The sequence below is a fragment of the Undibacterium sp. SXout7W genome, assembly GCF_049339385.1.
In the GTDB taxonomy this organism is placed as follows: domain Bacteria; phylum Pseudomonadota; class Gammaproteobacteria; order Burkholderiales; family Burkholderiaceae_D; genus Undibacterium.
The window spans coordinates 1-21,754 of sequence record NZ_JBMPPF010000004.1 but is presented as its reverse complement, the minus strand read 5'-3'; the positions used below and the strand labels follow the sequence as shown (position 1 = coordinate 21,754).

The 21,754-nt window shown below is 50.1% G+C and carries 15 protein-coding genes and 1 CRISPR repeat array; of the genes, 5 read left to right on the top strand and 10 right to left on the bottom strand.

What is annotated here, in order from left to right:
* Positions 1–272 precede the first annotated feature (272 nt).
* Positions 273–632 carry a hypothetical protein gene (locus ACO0LB_RS05345; RefSeq protein WP_423047240.1) on the bottom strand — a complete coding sequence of 120 codons (360 nt, stop codon included), beginning with the start codon at positions 630–632 and terminating at the stop codon, positions 273–275.
* A gap of 465 nt (positions 633–1,097) precedes the next feature.
* Here ACO0LB_RS05345 and ACO0LB_RS05340 point away from each other — a divergent pair, with 465 nt between their 5' ends.
* The 5 genes from ACO0LB_RS05340 (at position 1,098) to ACO0LB_RS05320 (ending at position 7,651) form a co-directional block, all read left to right on the top strand.
* Entirely contained in the window at positions 1,098–1,340 is a 243-nt protein-coding gene (locus ACO0LB_RS05340; protein WP_423047238.1) for a hypothetical protein, read from the top strand.
* 35 nt (positions 1,341–1,375) lie between these two features.
* Positions 1,376–2,683 (top strand): dicarboxylate/amino acid:cation symporter, encoded by a 1,308-nt coding sequence (locus tag ACO0LB_RS05335; protein ID WP_423047236.1) that lies wholly within the window; start codon positions 1,376–1,378, stop codon positions 2,681–2,683.
* A 287-nt stretch (positions 2,684–2,970) separates the two neighbouring features.
* Positions 2,971–4,863, top strand: a complete 1,893-nt coding sequence (locus ACO0LB_RS05330; protein ID WP_423047234.1) for a sensor histidine kinase — start codon at positions 2,971–2,973, stop codon at positions 4,861–4,863.
* Complete coding sequence (locus tag ACO0LB_RS05325) at positions 4,856–6,187, top strand: sigma-54-dependent transcriptional regulator (protein WP_423047232.1); 1,332 nt, start codon at positions 4,856–4,858, stop codon at positions 6,185–6,187. Before ACO0LB_RS05330 ends, ACO0LB_RS05325 begins: the two co-directional genes overlap by 8 nt.
* 540 nt (positions 6,188–6,727) lie before the next feature.
* Positions 6,728–7,651, top strand: a complete 924-nt coding sequence (locus ACO0LB_RS05320; RefSeq protein ID WP_423047230.1) for a LysR family transcriptional regulator — start codon at positions 6,728–6,730, stop codon at positions 7,649–7,651.
* 83 nt (positions 7,652–7,734) lie between these two features.
* Here ACO0LB_RS05320 and ACO0LB_RS05315 read toward each other — a convergent pair whose 3' ends face one another.
* The 9 genes from ACO0LB_RS05315 to cas3 all read right to left on the bottom strand — a co-directional run bounded on the left by ACO0LB_RS05315 (position 7,735) and on the right by cas3 (position 21,043).
* A complete protein-coding gene (locus ACO0LB_RS05315; RefSeq protein WP_423047228.1) occupies positions 7,735–8,280 on the bottom strand; it encodes a carboxymuconolactone decarboxylase family protein in 546 nt (181 codons plus the stop codon).
* Positions 8,281–8,520: 240 nt separating this feature from the next.
* Positions 8,521–12,088: a CRISPR direct-repeat array (repeat unit 29 nt; unit sequence CGGTTCATCCCCATGGGCATGGGGAACAC).
* A 100-nt stretch (positions 12,089–12,188) separates the two neighbouring features.
* The gene (gene cas2e / locus ACO0LB_RS05310; protein WP_423047226.1) at positions 12,189–12,491 is read right to left on the bottom strand and encodes a type I-E CRISPR-associated endoribonuclease Cas2e; all 303 of its coding nucleotides are present in this window, start codon (positions 12,489–12,491) and stop codon (positions 12,189–12,191) included.
* A complete protein-coding gene (gene cas1e, locus ACO0LB_RS05305) occupies positions 12,472–13,383 on the bottom strand; it encodes a type I-E CRISPR-associated endonuclease Cas1e (protein ID WP_423047224.1) in 912 nt (303 codons plus the stop codon). Before cas1e ends, cas2e begins: the two co-directional genes overlap by 20 nt.
* Before the next feature lie 3 nt (positions 13,384–13,386).
* The gene (gene cas6e, locus ACO0LB_RS05300) at positions 13,387–14,100 is read right to left on the bottom strand and encodes a type I-E CRISPR-associated protein Cas6/Cse3/CasE (protein WP_423047222.1); all 714 of its coding nucleotides are present in this window, start codon (positions 14,098–14,100) and stop codon (positions 13,387–13,389) included.
* Positions 14,101–14,105: 5 nt separating this feature from the next.
* The gene (gene cas5e / locus ACO0LB_RS05295; protein WP_423047220.1) at positions 14,106–14,867 is read right to left on the bottom strand and encodes a type I-E CRISPR-associated protein Cas5/CasD; all 762 of its coding nucleotides are present in this window, start codon (positions 14,865–14,867) and stop codon (positions 14,106–14,108) included.
* Positions 14,868–14,870: 3 nt separating this feature from the next.
* On the bottom strand, positions 14,871–15,926 hold the full coding sequence (cas7e, locus tag ACO0LB_RS05290; RefSeq protein ID WP_423047218.1) for a type I-E CRISPR-associated protein Cas7/Cse4/CasC: 1,056 nt from the start codon (positions 15,924–15,926) through the stop codon (positions 14,871–14,873).
* A 46-nt stretch (positions 15,927–15,972) separates the two neighbouring features.
* Positions 15,973–16,482 carry a type I-E CRISPR-associated protein Cse2/CasB gene (gene casB / locus ACO0LB_RS05285; protein WP_423047216.1) on the bottom strand — a complete coding sequence of 170 codons (510 nt, stop codon included), beginning with the start codon at positions 16,480–16,482 and terminating at the stop codon, positions 15,973–15,975.
* A gap of 137 nt (positions 16,483–16,619) precedes the next feature.
* Positions 16,620–18,275: a type I-E CRISPR-associated protein Cse1/CasA gene (gene casA / locus ACO0LB_RS05280; RefSeq protein ID WP_423047214.1), complete on the bottom strand. Its 1,656-nt coding sequence runs from the start codon at positions 18,273–18,275 to the stop codon at positions 16,620–16,622.
* Positions 18,272–21,043, bottom strand: coding sequence for a CRISPR-associated helicase Cas3' (gene cas3, locus ACO0LB_RS05275; RefSeq protein WP_423047212.1), 2,772 nt, complete (start codon positions 21,041–21,043; stop codon positions 18,272–18,274). Before cas3 ends, casA begins: the two co-directional genes overlap by 4 nt.
* Positions 21,044–21,754: the final 711 nt, after the last annotated feature.

The following is a 21,754-nucleotide window of genomic DNA, read 5'->3' as shown; positions in this document are numbered from 1 at the left end:
AGAAGAAAATACGCAAACCAAGCTTACTTCAAGAGTCACAACTTATGACACGAAGGCGTTGGCATGAATGCACCTTACAAGCCATCAGCAGTTAAATACCACGGCGCACCTTGTAACGAAGGCAGGCCTTACTTATTAAGCAAGGTCGTACAGACTTACGGGTAAAGCGGGATTTAACGTTATTTGAGCATCCCGCGAACTATTTTATGGAAGATAAAACTTCGATATATTTTCAATGTCGAGATATACATATCTGATACCACTGATACCAGTCAATCGCGTTGCGTCGACAACAGAGCCGCTATCTGATCCGCATTCATTCTGGCGATAGACCTGAATCCCTCGCTGATACGCATATCACTTGCCGCTCTCTGCCAAAACACCACAGCAGCTTCTGCCGCACGTATCCAGGCAGTACGCTCTCTGGGTACAGGTAAAGCAGGCGTAAATTTACGTTCGACCAACGCAACCCCTCGTTGCGGGGCATATAGCATGGGAAGCATGTCATAAGCTGGTGCCAGGCTAAGACCGGGAAGGAAAGCGAGATTACCGTCATGCATACCTGTATTGGCAATTAAGCGCCCAAAATGTTCCAGAAGATGAATCTCCAGCCAAAAAAATAAAAATGCCAAGGGCTGTTGACTTTATTGAAGCTGTTTTATAAATCATTCGCACCACCCGGCCATAACAGGATGTATGGACAGAATTGAGCAATTGGCACACGACGTAGCCTGATGCAAACAATGGGACGAAGTAGGTATCTTGCAAAGAATAGTTGAAGCAATTAATTATGACGGTCGTGATAGAGACGCTGGTTACGCCCTACCCCACCACGACCGTTTAGCGTCTACTGTCGATCTATTTAATTTCGCCTTATTTAAAGCAGAGAAATGACACAAGCCGTTCGGATATCCGAACGCTGATGGAAGTCAATCTCCGGAAAACCGACCACCACCTACTCCGACAAAATTAAATTATATTTAAAAATCAATAGCTTATCGATTTTTATGGGGATTTTTTGCATTGGCATGGTCTGTGCTCTAGAAACATTAGCCTCGTACTCGCGTGGTCAACAAATAAATAACGGAGACAAACCCATGAGTGCAGTTAGAACTCGCATGGAACACGATCAGCCCGGTGACAGAAAAGTCCCAGCCGCTATCTGTTACAGCATCCAAACGCCGCATGCGCTGGAGAATCCCGATATCACAGTCATCAGTGTCCGTGGTGCCGGAGAAATCGTGCTCAAACACAAACTGATGAGCCTTGAGCAACGTGCAGAAGCTCAACGCTCCGAAGTGCTGATCAAGCCACCAATGATCCTGAATCAGATCGCCTGAAGCTCACTTCACGTCAACACAATAAGGAAGCCATTATGAAATTGAACAAATTAACGACGCTGATCATGGTTGCCATGGTACTCGGCATCATTGTCGGTTATGCGTGTAACACTCTCGCTACCAGTCCGGCGCAAGCCAAGGAGATTGCCTCTTACTTCAGCATACTGACCGATATTTTTCTACGCCTGATCAAGATGATCATTGCCCCGTTGATTTTCGCTACTCTGGTTTCCGGTCTGGCAGGCATGGGCGATTCAAAGGAAGTTGGCCGTATCGGCGCTAAAGCTATGGCCTGGTTTGTCGGCGCATCACTTTGCTCTCTGGCGCTGGGTCTGGTGTTCGCCAATCTCTTGCATCCAGGTACGAATTTGGGTATCCCTTTACCGGAAGTTGGCAGTTCCGTTGGCTTGAAGACCAGCGCACTCAATCTGAAAGATTTCATTACCCACGTTTTCCCTAAGAATATTTTTGAAGCGATGGCAGCGAACGAAATTCTGCAAATCCTTGTATTTGCGGTGTTCTTCGGCGTGGCACTTGGACATATTCATAATCAGTCCGCCCGTAGCCTGGTCAAAACACTGGAAGAGGTCGGGCATGTCATGCTCAAAGTCACAGACTACGTGATGCGTTTCGCTCCTGTCGGCGTCTTTGGTGCCGTTGCTGGCATTATTACAACTCAGGGCGTTGGCATGTTGATGGTCTTTGGAAAGCTGCTGATCAGTTTTTACATTACCCTCGCCGCCCTCTGGCTGACGCTGATTCTGGCGGGTTACTTCGTCATGGGCAAGCAAGTGTTCCGTCTGATTAAACTCATTCGCAGCCCGATGCTGCTGGGTTTTTCCACCGCCAGTAGCGAATCAGCTTATCCGAAGCTGATGGAACAACTCGAGAAATTCGGCATCCGCGACCGCATCACTGGTTTCGTGCTCCCGCTCGGTTACTCCTTTAACCTCGATGGTTCAATGATTTACACGACTTTCGCGGCGCTGTTCGTTGCCCAGGCTTACGGTATTGAGCTGAGTCTGACCACACAGATCGCCATGCTGTTGGTACTGATGATCTCCAGCAAGGGCATCGCCGGCGTACCGCGCGCCTCGCTGGTTGTGGTCGCCGCCGTGCTGCCGATGTTCAACCTGCCGGAAGCGGGATTGCTGCTGGTTCTTGGCATTGACCACTTCCTCGACATGGGACGTACTGCCACCAACGTGTTGGGCAATGCGATTGCCACCGCCGTCGTTGCCAAGTGGGAGAACGCAATCGACACAGTAGATAATGCTCTCGCTGAAGCGGACGAAGCGTTACCAATCAAGGATGATGATCTGGTGATGGCTAAAGCATCCTGATCTTTATCTGCTCAATGGTTCAGTGCGGCCTCGCGCTGAACCATTTTCCGACTTCCAGCGTCTCGTGATACCAGTTTTGTAGCATTGAGCGGTGATTGATTAACACATCCCTGCCTCCATCAGCCTCTACAACATAGTCATTAGCCTGCGAGCATTAAGAAAAATGGTGTCGGGATTTCGTTTCACCATACAGCCAATCACCAAGCCAATACCAGCCATAGAGAGCAGGCCGGTTGTCAAACAAGGTCGCGAATTCCTCTATAATAGGCCGCCGAAACCCCGCCACCATGTCTAATCATCGCCCTCTACGCTACCTGCCGATCCTGCTACTCCTCATCATCCTGATGGTGATGAGCGGATTCACCGCGTACCGCGTTGTCCAGCAACTGGGTTTGGCCGACTTGCAAACCACCGGGTTGCACCGCCTTGATCTGTACACCGCCAGCCTGGAGCGCGAAATCGGTAAGTACGCATTTCTGCCTGGCACGCTGGGTCTGGAACGTGACGTACTGACGTTGTTAGAAAAAAGTGACCGTGACAAGTCAGCTAAGCTGGTTCCACAGGTCAATGCCTACCTTGAACAACTCAACGAGCGTGCCGGTACGCTTTCCATCTACCTCATCGATACTGGAGGCCATGTCGTTGCCTCCAGCAACTGGCGTCGTGCCGACAGCTTCGTCGGCGAAGAACTCGCGTTCCGCCCCTATTTCCGCGAGGCGATGGATAGCGGCCACGGCCGCTTCTTCGGCATCGGTACAACTCGCGGCGAGCCCGGTTATTATCTGGCCTCGAAGCTGACCGACGATAACAAGACGCTGGGCGTCGCCGTTATTAAGGTCAGTCTGGAACAACTTGAAAAATCATGGACCACGGTCGAAACCCCCGCCATGGTCAGCGATGAAAATGGCGTCGTCATCCTCGGTTCGGTTGCCAACTGGAAATTCACCACTCTGCGTCCATTGGAAGAAAAAACCCGCACTGCCTTCGACCAGACGCAGCAATACAACCGGCGCGCCCTAAAGCCCTTAGGTTTGAAAGAATTACGCGAACTCGATCACGGAGCACGACTGGTCAGCATTGAGAAAGATAGTCCAGAGATCGCTTCAGTATTCCCGGTGAATGGTCGCTTCCTTGCGCAATCGCGACCATTGCCCGGTACACCATGGACACTGACCGTACTCTCGCATCTGAAACAGGTCGACGATATTGCGCAGAGCCGTGCCGCCGTTGCGGTTGTTGTCACAGCACTGCTCTTTATGTTCGGCCTGATGGCCAACGAACGTCGTCGTCACCTGAAGGACCGTCTGGCCGCCCGCGAGGCGCTGCAACAAGCACACGACGAGCTGGAACGTAAGGTAGGTGAACGCACCGCCGATTTATCCACTGCCAACCTGCAGTTACAAGACGAAATTACGGAACGTATCCGCGCAGAGCGTACATTGCGTGCCGCACAGGACGAACTGGTGCAGGCTGGAAAACTGGCGGTGATCGGTCAGCTATCGACCGGCATCGCACATGAACTCAATCAACCACTGGCCGCCCTGCGCACACTCTCGGGCAATGGCGTGCGCTTTCTTGATCGCGGTGACCTCAATACGGTGCGTTCTAATCTCGAACGGATTGCCCAACTGACTGATCGCATGGGTCTGATTACTGGCCAATTGCGCACCTTTGCCCGCAAGTCCAGCGGTCAGTTACAAGCGGTTCCACTATGTCACGCGCTCGACAATTCACTGGCACTACTAGAGCAACGCCTGATTCAGGCGAATGCCGAGGTTCGCCGCTACTGCCCGCTGCCCGAGCCAGTCGCGCTGTGTGATGTCAACCGGCTGGAGCAAGTATTGATCAACCTTATCGGTAACGCGCTTGATGCTATGGAAGGCCAGGCAACGCCTATTATTGAGCTGGGCTGCGAAGCGATAGATCAACAAGCCCGTCTGACAGTGCGCGACCACGGACCGGGGCTGGACGATACAGCAATCAGTCATTTGTTTGAGGCGTTTTTCACGACCAAGCAAGCTGGTGGCGGACTGGGGCTTGGTTTAACGATTTCTGCCGATATCATCCGCGATTTTGGTGGCACCCTGACTGGCACCAACCATCCCGAGGGCGGCGCCCTATTTACATTGGAAATCCCCCTCTTCATCCCCCTCGTTAACAAGGCCGAGCATCATGAGTGAAGTGTTGAAAGTACTGATCATCGAGGATGACCCAGACGTTGCGCTCGGTTGTGAGCAGGCGCTGCAACTCGAAGGCATTACCGTCGAATGCGTCAGCAGCGCCGAACAGGCTCGTCGCCGACTGGGGCGTGACTTTCGCGGTGTCGTCGTCAGCGACATTCGATTGCCGAAGATGGATGGTATGAGCTTCCTACGCGAGACGCTCAACATCGATCCGGAATTGCCGGTGGTGCTGATCACTGGACATGGCGATATTTTAATGGCCGTGCAGGCGATGAAGGATGGGGCACACGATTTCATCCAGAAACCTTTCGCACCGGAATACCTGGTCGAAGTCGTACGCCGGGCGCTGGAAAAGCGCCGTCTCGTACTGGAAGTACGCGACCTGCGCCGTCAACTCGATCAACGCGATCTGCTTGAAGGCAAAATGATAGGCCGCGCACCATCGATGCAAAAAATTCGCGATATGGTGGCCCGTCTCGCTGACAGCGCCGCCGACGTGCTGATTCACGGTGAAACCGGCACTGGTAAAGAGCTGGTCGCCCGCTGCCTGCATGAAGCCAGTTCCCGCCGCAACGGCAACTTCGTCGCCATTAATTGCGGTGGGCTGCCGGAAACCCTGTTTGACAGCGAAATTTTCGGCCACGAAGCAGGCGCATATACCGGTGCCGCAAAAAAACGCATCGGTAAAATTGAGCACGCCAGCGGCGGCACGCTGTTTCTCGATGAAATTGAAAGCATGCCGCTTGCCATGCAGATCAAATTACTCCGGGTATTGCAGGAACGTACCTTGGAGCGACTTGGCTCAAACACGCCGATTGCCATCGACTGCCGAGTCATTGCCGCGACCAAAACAGACTTAGTCGAACTGGCCGCTACGGGCAGTTTCCGTAACGATCTGTATTACCGTCTCAGCGTCGCCACCTTGGATCTGCCGCCACTACGCGAACGGCGTGAAGATATCCCGCTGCTGTTTGAGCATTTCCTGCTTCTGGGGGCGGCACGTCATCAACGCCCGGTACCAGAAACAACAGCCAGCCGCATCCGCCAATTGGTCGGCTACAGCTGGCCGGGTAACATCCGCGAACTCCGGAATGTCGCTGACCGTTGCGTACTTGGAATAGAGAGCGGATCGCCACCTTTTGGACAGCCACAGACAGAAGGCACAATACCGCTTGCAGAAACGGTCGAAGCTTTCGAACGAGCACTGATCGCCGATGCCCTGCAGCGCCACCGCAGCCTCGCACGCACGGCTGAAGCGCTAGGCGTCGCTAAAACGACACTACACGACAAGATCAAAAAATACGGGCTGGACGCAAACTAAAACTTGATGCAAAAACACATGGACTCAACGAAAGACAAGTTATGCTGATGGGCTATATCTGTCTTAAAATTTGCACCTAACAAAAATCCCGGCTTCTGGTCACCAGCTCCCCCAACAGATGGGACAAGTCTACGAGCCGCATCGTCATCAGATGCTTCACATTATTCTGGCTCTGCCAGCTTCCGTATACGCCGTCAGTGAAGCATCATAAATCTCGCAACGGAACCTGCTCCACAATATCTGACCAGCACATCAGCACGCGCCTTGTATGATTTAGCAGCGCAATCTGATCGCACCGATCCTGTCACTGGCAGAACATAAACCATACCGACCACAGGTTCACTCGGTGGTACATATAACGCTGGAGCTTACAATACTGCGGTTCCTGCAGCACAAGATCATGAACGAAATGATAATTTGCATATTTCAGTATCTTACTGAGACTGGAGAAGCAAATGCTAATACCCGGCACAACGTGGCATCTTTTTTCAAATGCAACTCTCTGATAATCGTGTGCGATGATTAAGAAAATTGAGAAATATGGATAAGTTATATTTAATGACTGTGTTTATCGCCGTAGCAGAGGAAGAAAGTTTTGCTGGCGCGGCACGAAAACTCGACATGTCGCCCCCGGCAGTGACCAGAGCTATCGCGTCTCTGGAAGGTCGCCTTGGTGTGAAACTACTGCACAGAACAACACGATACGTCAGAGTCACCGATGCAGGTCAACGGTATCTGGATGATGCCCGTCGAATTGTGATGGAAGTGGATGAGGCCGATGAAGTTGCTCAAGGAATTAATGCCGCGCCACGAGGCCATCTTGCGGTGACAGCACCTGTACTATTTGGAAAAATGTTTGTACTCCCCGGAGTAATCGAATTTTTACAGTGTTACCCGGAGATGCAAGTATCGACCGTATTTCTGGATCGCGTCGTTCATTTGCTGGAGGAAGGATTTGATGTTGGAATTCGTATCGGCGAATTACCCGATTCAACAATGAAAGCAAAACATGTCGGCTATGTCAGACGTGTGGTATGTGCATCAGATTCGTATCTGGCAAAAAATGGCCAGCCATTACTTCCAGCAGAATTAATACACCATACGGTTATCGCGGCAGGGTCAGTCAGTCCCTCAATCGAGTGGAAATTTGGTACTGAGAAGCGAGCCAGCATGGTTCTGGTAAAGCCCAGGCTAACCGTTTCTAATAATGATGCGGCAATTGAAGCAGCCGTTCAAGGGTTTGGTATTACACGGCTACTTTCTTACCAAATCGGACCTCATATTTCGACAGGAAAATTAAAAGTCATTTTGAGCGAATTTGAAGACGATCCTATACCTGTTCACGTCATTCATCGTGAGGGCCGCTACGCTTCAGGTAAAGTCCGCTCGTTTGTCGATTTAATGACTGAAAAACTGAAACACGATCTTGAAGAAATAGATACTCAATGCGGTGATGAAGGATGAAACGTATTTTTTATATTGTTGATGAGGTAGGTAACAGCGGCAGCTATGAGCTACCGCTCTCACAACATCGAACGTAATAGCAATTATTTTACAAATGGCGTCACAATCGGAAAATCAATCTCCGTCTGCGCCACTTCGTTAATATAGTTTGTCAATGTAGTTAATGCCACATGCAAGACAATCTCTACTATTTCAGCATCATTAAAGCCTGCCAATTTAACTGCTTGAACATCAACGTCAGATACATGACCACGAGCATGCACTACTTTCGCAGCAAAGCGAACAGCAGCATCCGCTTTCGTATCGCCTGACGTACCAGCACGATTGGCCAAGATTTCAGTATCATCGAGTTTGGCAATATGTTGTCCCAGATAGGTATGGGCTGACAGGCAATAACCGCAACTATTAATTTCAGAAACCGCAAGGGCAATACGCTCGCTGGTTTTGACACCAATCACCCCTTTAGCCAGTGCACCACTTAAACTTAAATATCCTTCCAATGCTACGGGACTGTTACCAACCAGTTTCATTAAATTAGGCGTCATACCTAATTGTTTTTGTACTGCCGCCAACAAAGGTAACGAAGCGTTGGGGGTTGATTCAGTAGATGGTATAGAGATACGGTTCATAGCAATTGGCTTTCAAATAAAGTGAAGGAAGTATTCGCAACACTATGTGCCCTGCGAATGAACATCACTTTATTCAATTCTATTGAACAATAGAATCATCATTGATTGGAATTTATTCTTTCAATTAATGGAATAATCATAGTTTCCCTGAAAATCGCTGCCTGATATAGTTGCCCTCATCGTATTGACTATTTGTCGTGTGTAACACCCCACTTTAATGCCAGTGATGCACCGGCAATGCGGTTCATCCCCATGGGTATGGGGAACACAATGCGTCAGGCATATACCGCTGCGCCAAAGACGGTTCATCCCCATGGGCATGGGGAACACATAGATATCAGCGTCAGCATTATCGGTGGGGGCGGTTCATCCCCATGGGCATGGGGAACACAATTGTGAGCCGTTGGCGCTGGTGACGACCACCGGTTCATCCCCATGGGCATGGGGAACACCACGTGGGCGCGTCCTTTAAAAACTGATAGCGCGGTTCATCCCCATGGGCATGGGGAACACCACGTGGGCGCGTCCTTTAAAAACTGATAGCGCGGTTCATCCCCATGGGCATGGGGAACACAGGCGAGAGAAACACAGATTTGTTAGAATTTACGGTTCATCCCCATGGGCATGGGGAACACATCACAAATCAGACTGAAAGAGAAATTGGCCACGGTTCATCCCCATGGGCATGGGGAACACGATGGAACTTGTATCGACGGCTATATGTGGGACGGTTCATCCCCATGGGCATGGGGAACACTTTTCCTGAACAGACTGAATTTTCTTATCGATCGGTTCATCCCCATGGGCATGGGGAACACCCGCTGAACGAGCTATACAGCGGAAAAATATCCGGTTCATCCCCATGGGCATGGGGAACACGCTGTCGTATGTCTGACCATTTTCGAGCATGCCGGTTCATCCCCATGGGCATGGGGAACACTACCTTGCCGTTCGACTCCATTAAAATATCGACGGTTCATCCCCATGGGCATGGGGAACACTTCACCAGCTTTACTCGGTTTTCTTGTGCCCCCGGTTCATCCCCATGGGCATGGGGAACACGATCTGTTAGACGCATCATTGAAATTGGTTGACGGTTCATCCCCATGGGCATGGGGAACACTGACATTGCTAACGCAATACACACCGCACGGCCGGTTCATCCCCATGGGCATGGGGAACACAGCGATAGCACGTAGCTCAATACGGACAGTTTCGGTTCATCCCCATGGGCATGGGGAACACGGATTACAGTGCTGCGCGAATCCATTTAAATACGGTTCATCCCCATGGGCATGGGGAACACCGTGTCATAAGACTGACCGTTGTCGAGTGTGCCGGTTCATCCCCATGGGCATGGGGAACACAACTATTACACGTGCTGGGGTGATGGTGCCGTCGGTTCATCCCCATGGGCATGGGGAACACGCCAATGCGCCCCGACATGATTAAGCCCCTGCCGGTTCATCCCCATGGGCATGGGGAACACCTGTGGCGAGTGCTGAAAACACCGCCTGAAAGCGGTTCATCCCCATGGGCATGGGGAACACGAACAACGATCACCTATGGCAAATACCCCGATCGGTTCATCCCCATGGGCATGGGGAACACAATGACCAAGAGAATCAGTCAGCACAACCATACGGTTCATCCCCATGGGCATGGGGAACACAGTGCAACATGAAACCTCAGTCGAAATCATGACGGTTCATCCCCATGGGCATGGGGAACACTTTTCCGGCGCCAAGGCGATATTTCAAACGAGCGGTTCATCCCCATGGGCATGGGGAACACATTCTGCAACTCCAATCACTCCGGCCACGCAGCGGTTCATCCCCATGGGCATGGGGAACACCAAATAAGAGCAGCCCGATAACGCAAAAAACACGGTTCATCCCCATGGGCATGGGGAACACCATTAGTTTCCCTGTTTTCTATTCTGCGATTCCGGTTCATCCCCATGGGCATGGGGAACACTTTTAAAAAACTCAATACAACGTCAAATTTGACGGTTCATCCCCATGGGCATGGGGAACACGGTGATGTGTTTGAAGGGCGCGCTATTTCATCCGGTTCATCCCCATGGGCATGGGGAACACTTCTTGATCTGTCAGTGTGCTGGCGCGGACTGCGGTTCATCCCCATGGGCATGGGGAACACAGAGACTGGCCATTCGATCGTCTCATCGATTTCGGTTCATCCCCATGGGCATGGGGAACACGGCGAGGGCTATGCAACGTGTGCGTCTGTGCTGCGGTTCATCCCCATGGGCATGGGGAACACAGTAGGGAGTCCTTTAGCGAATGGTACTGGATCGGTTCATCCCCATGGGCATGGGGAACACGATTGGGCGGCTGAGCGTTGGGCAGAGCGCGGCGGTTCATCCCCATGGGCATGGGGAACACTAGATAGAGCGGAACGATCAGGTCAAAAATCGCGGTTCATCCCCATGGGCATGGGGAACACTTCTGCAATACCATCACCAGCGCCCCGGAATACGGTTCATCCCCATGGGCATGGGGAACACTCATAAAACCTTGGGAATGAAACGATAAGGGACGGTTCATCCCCATGGGCATGGGGAACACTGGATCGTTAGATGCAAAACCACGGGAAATAGCGGTTCATCCCCATGGGCATGGGGAACACAGCTGCGCACTGGCGAGGTTGTTGAATGACGCCGGTTCATCCCCATGGGCATGGGGAACACGCCAGTGGATAACCCAAACACTAAAAGCATATCGGTTCATCCCCATGGGCATGGGGAACACGAGACAAATCACCGTTTATCGACTGCTGTTCGTGGTTCATCCCCATGGGCATGGGGAACACCCCCACACTAAAGCTAACCTCGGCTTTAAACTCGGTTCATCCCCATGGGCATGGGGAACACCAAGGTGCAGAAATAAGCGGCTATGTCGCCGCCGGTTCATCCCCATGGGCATGGGGAACACTGTTGGGCGCGCATTAATGGCGCTCGGCATGGCGGTTCATCCCCATGGGCATGGGGAACACTTTTGTGCCGCGATAAGTGGTTTGCTGACTGGCGGTTCATCCCCATGGGCATGGGGAACACTGTTTTTTATAGGGTGGCCGTTATGTGCCACCCGGTTCATCCCCATGGGCATGGGGAACACGATGGCAGCTACACGCCAGGCAAATCAATTTGCGGTTCATCCCCATGGGCATGGGGAACACTCTTCACCAGATTTAACTAAATCTGCGCCGAGCGGTTCATCCCCATGGGCATGGGGAACACGTCTTTGAGGAATGGGATCATTGCTGCGCCCTCGGTTCATCCCCATGGGCATGGGGAACACAGCAGCATCGACGGTGATCTGTGCCGTTTTGGTGGTTCATCCCCATGGGCATGGGGAACACACGATGATTGAATTTGCGGGGCAGTCGTACCACGGTTCATCCCCATGGGCATGGGGAACACTCACCAGAAATTGAAATGGTATAGTCACCCAGCGGTTCATCCCCATGGGCATGGGGAACACAATCAAATGGCTGGGTAATAGCATCGATATAACGGTTCATCCCCATGGGCATGGGGAACACTTCATGACGCAAGGCGGCGCAAATTTTATCGTCGGTTCATCCCCATGGGCATGGGGAACACAATCAAATGGCTGGGTAATAGCATCGATATAACGGTTCATCCCCATGGGCATGGGGAACACGTAAACGGGACGATTCTGGCGCTCTGACCATTCGGTTCATCCCCATGGGCATGGGGAACACGGAGCTACTGCCAGTGGTGCGGGTGCTACTTTAGGTTCATCCCCATGGGCATGGGGAACACACCAAATATAATCGATTGATTATTAAGGATAAAAAAGACCTCCGCAATTCTACCGAATTTTTTCTGCGTTTTTCTGAATTTTTAAAGATCGCTGACTTACTTAATTTTGACGATTTACGTCACTAAGTTCAGGTAAAAATGAAACGAGTTTCGCACCATCCATTTCGACAGGAATTCGTCTGTTGCTACCAATTGTGACAAAATCGAATCCAGCTTCATTGTTAGTACGCCATGCCATCACCGCATTCCCTTCTTCGATTCCTTCGGTGACCTGATCCCAGATGTGTTCGCGAAGACGTCGGGAGTAATTGCCAACATAGACACCGGCACGAATTTCCAGCAACCAGATAGCAAGTCTGCCACGCAAACGTGGCGGCACATTTTCAAGAACGATGACCAACATCGCCGATACTCTCTGGGTTAGGGATTGCAGGAGGAATGGATTCTTCGGGTAATTCTGGTGGAGTAAGCCCACCCGCAGAAAGAATGGTTTCTATATCAGGAATAATGCGTTCGAGTAGCCTGCTTTGTCGAAATGCATCGCGGCAACGTATCCTCACCTCACGCTCAAGATTCTGACTGGGCTTGGCAGCGACGCTAAATGCGATCGGAACTACCGTATCAAATTTATATAAATCTGCAATGTCGTAGACAAAAGAGAGTGGTTTTCCGCTATGGATAAAGCCAATTGCAGGTGCATAACCGGCAGCAAGAACCGCTGCTTCTGTCACGCCATATAAACACGAAGTCGCAGCAGAAAGGCAGCGATTGGGTATATCTGCCGCATCCCAATCCTGGCGGTCATAATTGCGTGCTTTCCAATCTACCCCATACTGCTGGGCAAGCAGTTGATACGATGCCCTTACTCTGGCACCTTCGATGCCACGCAGTTGTTCTACGCTGCGTCGTTGTGGGGGCTCTTCACCAAAACGTAATTTGTACATCGCTCTGACTACTTTCAGGCGCGCATCATCATCCAACGCTAGTTTCGCCTGATACAGCAAACGATCGGCACGTGCACCACCCGGCTGCCCCGATGAATAGACCCTGACACCCCCTTCCCCTATCCATACCAATAAGGTGCCAACACGTGCAGCCAGCGCACAGGCTGAGTGGGATACGCGGACACCAGGCTCCAGCATCAGGCAGGCAACGCCACCAACCGGGATATGCATACGCACACCGGTAACATCTACCGCCACGAAGGCTCCGTCGAGTACGTCGAGCTGACATTTTTCGACGTACAGTACAGATAGTCGCTCTTTAATCGGAATGGGCTTTAATGGAGGAAGCATCAATCAGCTTTCAGATCTTTTCACGAGAAGCAAACCACAGCCAAACGCTTTGGTATGCCCAATGCCGTTAAAAAGCGTGTGCCGAAACAATTCACTGTCAGTCACGATTAATTCCCCGGAAAAATCCACGGTGCTAAAACGGATCTCTGGCTTATCCGCCCTGCGCTGCTTATCCGCCCTGTGCTGCTGGTAAGCATCAACATTCGCCGCGACGATGCTGAAGCCGAGGCGATCTGAACGACTTTGCAACCAATCGAGACAAGTCTGTTGTGTCAAATCGTACAGCAGAGGCTTATCTTCGTCTCGCTTCAAATCTCGCCACGTCGCATCTTCAGTCAGTCCGTGTTCAAGCAAAAGACGCTTCTTGGCGTCCATGACAACATCATGACGCTGAGGTTTACCTTTGTCGTTTGTTTTGGTGATAACAGGATTAGCACGTAATTGAAACGATAAATGCTGGCCATCTGATAATTGCGGAGCGTAAGGCTGGCTCTGCACCTGCCATATGCCACTAAACGCGACAGGCTCACGCTTTGAGACGATATAAAAGCGGGGCATCACTTCCTGATCATAGCGACGAAAAATAAAATCGCGTTGCTGCTCCTGACTGCTGGGAAAAAATTTCCATAGCCATTGATGTTCAGCGTAGGCTGCTGACTGCGCCATTTCATGCGCAGCCTGTCGCAAGTTCACCGGGGTAATTACACTAAAATACATGGGGCTCATTCCTTCATTAAGGCGATGTGTTCGCTTCTGTCTGCAAATAGCCAGCCCTGGCGGGTGATCAACTGATCTTTGCGGGTGATACTGAAATCACGCAACACCCCCATCGTCGCTAAATCATCCGTACCAAAATCATCCCCCCAGACAATTTTTTGGATAATGGTCTCATTGCCCGCAGGGGGTGTTACTGAAGTTTTCTGCCACAGTGCCATCAGTTGTTGCTGATAAGTGGATAAAGCAGTTGCAACCGTTGACGCGTCTAAAATACAAGGATGCAGGGGGGCGGCAACAGGACAGGATTTGCGTCCCAGATACAGGATAAATCTGGGCTTCTTCAATGCTTCCGCCAACTGAACTAATGTGTAAGGGGCGTCTGCGTATGCCTGCACGGCAACCAGGACAGAAGCATCCTGACGATAATCACGGGTGGACAAAATCGTGTTGAGATCTTGTTTGGGCAACGACAATTCATCACGACGCGTGGCATGTGGCCGCTTTTTCAGATCGGTGCGACCAGGTACTTGCGCGGTATGGTAATCGCGCAATAAACGACCGGTACTCACTACACCAATCGCGATACGATAACTGTTACACAAGGCCATGTGCGCCGCATGATCATCCCGGTCTATGCCTAACGCGGCAGCCAGCAATCCATCAATAGCGGATTGACCTGGGTAATCAGCGCTGGGGCGATATTCGCCGACAGCCACTTCCCCCCAGGCCGCCATGGTACCTTGCAGTTGAAAAATCAAGGTCTCCATAATTTACTCAACAATAAATTCAGCAACTTCGCTCAGGCTGCCTGTTCCTGCTTCCACATTGAATTCCTGCACGGCATCAGCACAGTCGCCGTACACGGTATTAAAGTTATTACGCTGCCTGTTCAATTCAGTCACCGCACGGTTTAAGGTATCAGTGTCGTTCACTGGCTTGAGAAATGCCTGCGCCAGTGTGCGTGGCTGTTGATCACCTTTTTCAGCGAGTACATACCCGGCATAAGCTCTTGAGGCAAAACTATTCTGTTTGCCAGTCGGTGATACTTTGGTGACAGCATGCAGCAATGCCTTGAGTGCCTGCTTTGTCAATTCTGTATCGCCTCCCAGATTTTTCAATAGCAAGGCGCGGTCAATGCAGAGGTATAAATAAAACACCCCTGCGCCAAATCCGGTTTCACCGATATGCGCAGCGCCTTGATCTGTCTCGCCCTTATTCAGATCATCAACAGCCGTAAAATAATCATCCTCAACGGCTGCTTTGTGTACGGTAACCGCATGGGCGACTTGCACCGCTGCCTCTGTATTAAAGGCTGGCGAGGAAGCCAGCATACGACCGAACATGGCGATATCAGCGGCGCTATGCTGCTTGCGCAATAATTTCAGATCTTCGTCGGTGGGCGCTTCCTGCGTTGCCACCAGTTGATTGACTAAAGCGGCTATCGCCTGTTCCTCCTCAGGATTGAAGTGCACCAGTTGCTCAACATGCAGGTCTTCGCCACCTTCATTTTTTTTGTCCGATTTTAATTTTCCGAATTGGCTGGCTATGGTTTTTGCCCATTCGCGCGCATTTTTTTCACTAACACCTTGCTTTGTGAGATTCTGATAGACATGCACACCCATTTCTTTGGTGCGGGTACCGATATGCCCTTTCAAGACAGACTCAAAAATATCCGAAGTACGCCAGGCACGCTTGAGGCTTTGCGAAGAAATACGCAGACGTTCAGAACCACCAACTACGGCTGTTTTTGGGCGACCGGTGTCATCACGGTTCAGATTTGACGGTGGGTAGCTGGTCAGGATATGTAATTGAATATAACGGGGCATGTTTTTTCCTTGATATTGATATGTTGTTCTCAAATAACTTCGGGGATTAAGTATTCTGTTTGACAGGCCAGCGGTAGTCATATGCCCACCGTTTTTTTGTGATGTCATTCCACCAGTAGATATCGTGAGCCAACTGATAAACATTCACCTGATTTTTGATCAGTGGAAGCGTACGGCGCAAACTGACGAATAAATCATCCATATCGTCAATTTTCAACAAGCCCCGGAAACGAAGTTCTGAAACCAACGGCTTATCGCCTGCCAATACTGACATCCTTACCGCAACGGCGTCCTGATCATCTGTTATCACATGCGCCAATAAACTCGCAATAACAGCTAATTTATCTTTTTGCGTGTTTGTCGATTCAGCAGGCCAGCGATGTGCGAGCATGAAACGATAAAAACGCTGATAAGCCGGATTCAGACTCACTTCATCTAATGTGGAACAACGACGCAGCATGGCACGGCTGGCACGGTCATCTTTCAGATCAACCCACCATTGATGCAACGTCTGCCCTAAATGACTCTCAGGACTGAAACTGATTTTTTCTTGCATAGTTGATGCTCCTGCAAACACGATTCCGCTTTAAAGCTGGTCAATAATTCAGCACTGATCAAACCAAAGCACGTCACTGTCATTCACTTTCAATTGGTATAAACGGTGCTGCCTGATATTCACTATCTGCTTACCTGTTACTTCTTTGTTTTTGGATTTTTTTTCACGCTGCCTGATTTGCCCTGCTTGCCCGGACCTTCTGATTGATTCGCTATTGGAATCTGCAGAATTGTTTTGATCGTTTTACCAGACAAATTTCTTTCCAGACCTTTATAAGCTTCTGCAATTCGCCGCGGATTTTGTTGTGCGATGGAGCCTGCACCAACAATATCAACGTCAAATAAGTGCAAAGATTTTTTAGCTAACACGCTAAGCCACGCCTCTCCAAAACTGAGAAGGAAATGACTGTCGTCCTCATTGATACCAGTTTCAGAATGTGCTTGTCGGATCAATCCTTCCAGACAGCGATAAAAATGTAGTTCAGTACTATCCCAAAAAGCTTTATCTACGAAACTTAAATCACCCCGCAAATCGCTGTCCCCAAACCAGGCCTGCTTGACCGCCTGACGTAAGTAAAAAATAGCTTGCTCTGCTGATTCAATCAGGCGTTTGACGAAATCCTGAAAGTTCTTCTGGGTAGCGCGGTCACAATCCGTAAGCTGATATAAAGGAAACCGGGTTTCATACCAGCAGCGGGGTTTCATGTTGTCCATGTCATAGCCAAACACCCATAAACGCAAGGCTCCCGCTTTATTCCGGCGCTGCCCTTCAACATAATTCACGATGCTTGCCGCCTGCACATTTTTTTTATTGTGCGAACTGCCCATCACCCAGGACAACCAATGTTTATAGCTGAATCCATCGGGTTGCGGATGCACCGGCAACCAGCCTTCCTTCGTCTCGTAATAAGGCGAAAATGGATGGCGCCATGGGCCTTTGTAATTCAAGCCCTGCGGCCTGGTCAGATAGCGATGAATCAATTGCGTCGATTCGCGCTTGCATATATCGCACTGTCCCGTCTGGACGCTCGCAAAATCAAGGCGAATGCGGCGAGGCATGGCCCAGAACACATGATGGGGATGCGTTTGCAGCGGCTGGGTCTCGCCACCTGCGGTCTGAATTTTGGCAATATCAGCCAGCCATGGAAATGTGAAGTGAGCTGCAGTTTTCTGTGCATCGCCGCCCTGCTCCAGAAACAGGCGTTGCGGCTTTACGTTCAGCCACAGGTCGTGCCACAGGCTGCGCGAGGGCGTTGCCACCACCAGCGTGGTTAATGGGCCACCGCCGCGTAAGCTGGTACGGTTTCCCGCACCACCTGCCGGGGCATTGGTTTGCAAGGTCATCAAGGCAGTTGCAGCACAATGCGGGCACATCGTTTTAATGATGCCACGCTTAACAAAGTGATCGGTATTTTTATCAATCGTCGAGCCACCCGCTGCATCAATCAACAGTGCGTCTATCGTACATTCGGTTCCCGCTGTCAGACTGAAATCCTGCATAAAGCGTGCGCCATCACTATCCAGGATAAAGGCATCAGCAAAGGGAGCAAACCATTTTTGCAGCAACTCAGTCGTTGGTGGCGAATCGATGTACTCCTCCCAATCTCCCTCAGTATTTACGGGTGAAGTTGTCTGCAGCAGGCCAACCATCATCTGTGCAAGCGCACCATTAAAATCAGGGCGGTTAGCAGCAAAGGCAAGGATATCGTCCTCAACTATCTGACAAGGCGCAATCCAGTCAATGCGGCCAGTCTTGCGGCGAACTGGCAGCCATTTTTCTTCCAACAAATTCATTCGTCTATTTCTCCTTGTTGAACTTTATCTACCCGCAATCCAAAATTTTCGTCATACAACCAGGTCAGCAGCTCTGGTTTTTTTCCCGACTTTTCATTTGCCGCTGTCCATGTCTTCCCTTGCCAGACACCATCTGCCCGTCGCGACAAAGGCAATAAGCCGCACCACTTTCCTTCACCCGGCAATGTTTTATGCAATCTGTCATAAGCTATGCGCGCTGCAGGTTCTGAAGGCGGGTCGATCCGCGCCAAAAAGCGTGCAGCAACCTTCACCATACTGTATGACCAGACGCCACTCGCCCACGGCTCCAGATTGTCGCCTGCCCATTTTGCCAACATGATCTCTGTCGTTTCTTCGCCAAGACGGGAAGGTGTTTTCGCTTCGCTCCACCAATCACCAATATCTCCGCGCTGGTAACCTGCCGCTATTTTGAGGGTGTTTTGCTGAGCCAGACTGGCTTCGGACATATCCTGGCCTTGCGCCTTCAAGGAACTCACCGTCAGTGACGTGGGCAATACGGCATCTTTCGAAAAAACCTGCTCAATCATCGTCCGCGCATCAGTTGGCATCGTAAAACAGCCTTTCTGTAACGCCTGTGCACTGAGCCACAATTGCCCATGGTTTTTGTAGACGTATTGCCCGGTTTTAAATACAGCGCCATACCAGTCTGCTTTGGGCTGCACTGTCCATGCAGGCGCAAATACCCATAAGCATGCAGCGGGGCGACCATCCTTTGCATCCACCTCGCTGATGCGCCTGCCCTGCGTATCACGTACATGACGTTGCAAGCGCCCTGCTCGTTGAAGTACGCGGTCTATCGGTGCAAGGTCAGTGATGAGAACATCGAAATCCACATCCAGCGACTGTTCTGCGACCTGAGTTGCTATCATCAGGCGACCTTGCCTGTCTTCAGGTGTACTTTTCCCGCCAAAAGACTGCAATACCTGGGCTTCTTTATTCAGCCTGTCCTGTAAAGAAAAGCGAGCATGAAATAAGGTAATTTTGTCTGCCGGAACGCTGACTGAAAACCGCTCGTAAGCTGCCATTGCATCAGCGACCGTATTACGAATCCATCCTACACATTGCCCTTGTTTTAAAGCAGCATCAATATGTGCGCAGACTGCGTCGATATCTGATTCGTAATGTACCTGCACTGTCCGGGAAACATTCGCCCGCGAGGAAAGCGCGGTTTCACTGAGCCTCGCCTGACCGTCATGCCAACAAGTCGCTAATGGATAGTCGATGGAGTTGACAAGCGGAATGCTTGTTTGATTACGCCCTCTGGCATAAGCGCTGATCAAACTCTGCTTCATGTCTGCAGGCAAAGTGGCGGAAAGCAAAATCACAGAACCATTCGTCCGAGCATGGAAATTCAGCAGCACTTCCAATACGCCTTGCATATAGGCGTCGCAGGCGTGAACCTCGTCGACAATCAATACTTTGTTATACAAACCGAGTAAACGCAAAGACTGGTGCTTGCTATGGAGAACAGCAAGCAATGCCTGATCGATAGTGCCAACACCTGCTGATGCAAGTAAAGCCCGCTTGGTGTGATCTGCCAGCCATGCCGTACAGCGAGTTGTCGCCGTTTCATCTGACTGCGCAGAATCATGCTCAGGTTCGTCGTCAGGTAAAATGGAAATGGCAAATTTATCGACCAGCGTTTTGAAGCCATGTGCCAGCGTTAAATTCGCATTTCCCTCAAAGAGCTTCCTGTAGACATCCGCTATCCGATGATACATGGCGTTCGCTGTTGCCATCGTCGGCAATCCAATGAAGAATCCCTCTGCCGCGCCTTGCGCCATTAAGCGATAAGCCAGCATAAGCGCTGCCTCTGTTTTACCTGCACCAGTGACGTCTTCTAATAAATAAATCTGTGGAGACTGCGGGATGTCTGCCGTTGCTGCCCAGTGCTGTAACGGCGATGGCTCATCGATATACGTGAAAAAGTCTCGGATCTTTTTCCCCTGCTTGACCGGTACAGGTAACACACCGGAATGTGCCAGTGCGCTGTCAGCATTCCTCTTTGCTGCATGCCAGTATGCATCCAAGTCTTGCACTTGCTGCTGGTAAGGAAAGAAATTCGTATTGGACCCAAGCCAATCAGCTAATACGGTCACGCCAGCAAACCACCATGACAGCATTTGACTATTCGTTTCAAAATCAGCCCCTGTTTGAGTCGGAATACGCTTTGATTCTTCGCTTAATAGTAAGCTTGCCATTGCCCGCACAAACTGACCGGCAACCTGCTTATCGCTCCTGAGAAAAAACGAATTGACCTGGCCATTTGCTTTTGGTGGCATGCCATGATGCCCAGTGACTGCCTGCATCCAACTGCGCAATCCTCTCTGGGTGCGCGATGAATTGTCGATGCCAATTTTGAGTAAAATGTCTTCTTCGACCAGATCGTCATCCCATAACCAGAAACCCAATGAGTCATGACGCTCGGAATATAACTTACCTGGGTTAGGAAGCCGATGCTGCAAGATCGATATCAAGTCTTCACGTTGTGACTGAAACGCTTCACTGAATTTACCCAGATCATGTAAAGCAAGCAGAAATGCTGTCCATTCTAAAAAAGCGGCCTCTGAACAGTTCAATAATTGACTAGCTGCTTTAAGAAGATTTTGAGAGTCTTTCAGGTAGCTGACACCTACCGCCGCTACGTCCAATGAATGAAAAACTAACAAATGATATTTGTAGGCACTCTCTGATGAGGGTTTAGCTTTGCCCCAATATTGGAAATACTGACCAGATGCATCCGTCATTTAACTAAACTCTATCAAGTTGTGTTTTATATCCTTATTAGCCCTTACTTATTTAAAATAAGAACAACTAATTTATCCCCTCAAATCTAATTGCAATAATGACATTTGTCAATATTGAATTAATTACTGATTCTCCTGTTAATTGAAGTTCCAATTTTTAGATAGAAAAATTTATTTCGTTTCCTCGGTAGTTAAATGCCATCTACTAACTCATATAACTAACGGCTCTCTCACAAAGTTTGGTACAAAGAATGTAAGCTGCCGGAAAAAGCTAGTGAGACGAGCATAAAACGAGATATATAAAAAAGTGATGAGATATTTTCTAAATCCTCTGACCAATGCACAATCGTAAAACCGACGTGATTCAACTACTTTCTTAGTGTTCTATGCCGCGTCCCCGTTTGGTTTTGTGGCACGCTCATTGAATAGCCCTTATTCCCACATGGAACCTACTACGAAACAAAGATGGTAAATTCCTCAAAGTAGCAATCAAAACGCTACATGCAAATGTGCGAGGCCGATGGACCATAGTAAGTCCAGCCTGAGTTGGTGGTTAAAGGTTTTCAAACCAAACGTCAGAACGCTAGAACTCATTTCATAAATAGGGTCTGTTAACTTTTTTCGGATTATGTTAACTTTGGAGCATGACACGAAGAGAAGAATTAACCGAAGATCAATGGAGCATATTGTCTCCCTTAATTCCAGAATCGA

Excerpts from the sequence above, each read along its gene's own strand:
- ACO0LB_RS05340 (WP_423047238.1), top strand. The coding sequence starts at position 1,098 with ATGAGTGCAGTTAGAACTCGCATGGAACACGATCAGCCCGGTGACAGA.
- ACO0LB_RS05315 (WP_423047228.1), bottom strand. The coding sequence starts at position 8,280 with ATGAACCGTATCTCTATACCATCTACTGAATCAACCCCCAACGCTTCG.
- cas3 (WP_423047212.1), bottom strand. The coding sequence starts at position 21,043 with ATGACGGATGCATCTGGTCAGTATTTCCAATATTGGGGCAAAGCTAAA.
- cas1e (WP_423047224.1), bottom strand. The coding sequence starts at position 13,383 with ATGCTTCCTCCATTAAAGCCCATTCCGATTAAAGAGCGACTATCTGTA.
- ACO0LB_RS05320 (WP_423047230.1), top strand. The coding sequence starts at position 6,728 with ATGGATAAGTTATATTTAATGACTGTGTTTATCGCCGTAGCAGAGGAA.
- cas2e (WP_423047226.1), bottom strand. The coding sequence starts at position 12,491 with ATGTTGGTCATCGTTCTTGAAAATGTGCCGCCACGTTTGCGTGGCAGA.
- cas6e (WP_423047222.1), bottom strand. The coding sequence starts at position 14,100 with ATGTATTTTAGTGTAATTACCCCGGTGAACTTGCGACAGGCTGCGCAT.
- ACO0LB_RS05335 (WP_423047236.1), top strand. The coding sequence starts at position 1,376 with ATGAAATTGAACAAATTAACGACGCTGATCATGGTTGCCATGGTACTC.
- cas5e (WP_423047220.1), bottom strand. The coding sequence starts at position 14,867 with ATGGAGACCTTGATTTTTCAACTGCAAGGTACCATGGCGGCCTGGGGG.
- casB (WP_423047216.1), bottom strand. The coding sequence starts at position 16,482 with ATGCAAGAAAAAATCAGTTTCAGTCCTGAGAGTCATTTAGGGCAGACG.
- cas7e (WP_423047218.1), bottom strand. The coding sequence starts at position 15,926 with ATGCCCCGTTATATTCAATTACATATCCTGACCAGCTACCCACCGTCA.
- ACO0LB_RS05330 (WP_423047234.1), top strand. The coding sequence starts at position 2,971 with ATGTCTAATCATCGCCCTCTACGCTACCTGCCGATCCTGCTACTCCTC.
- casA (WP_423047214.1), bottom strand. The coding sequence starts at position 18,275 with ATGAATTTGTTGGAAGAAAAATGGCTGCCAGTTCGCCGCAAGACTGGC.
- ACO0LB_RS05325 (WP_423047232.1), top strand. The coding sequence starts at position 4,856 with ATGAGTGAAGTGTTGAAAGTACTGATCATCGAGGATGACCCAGACGTT.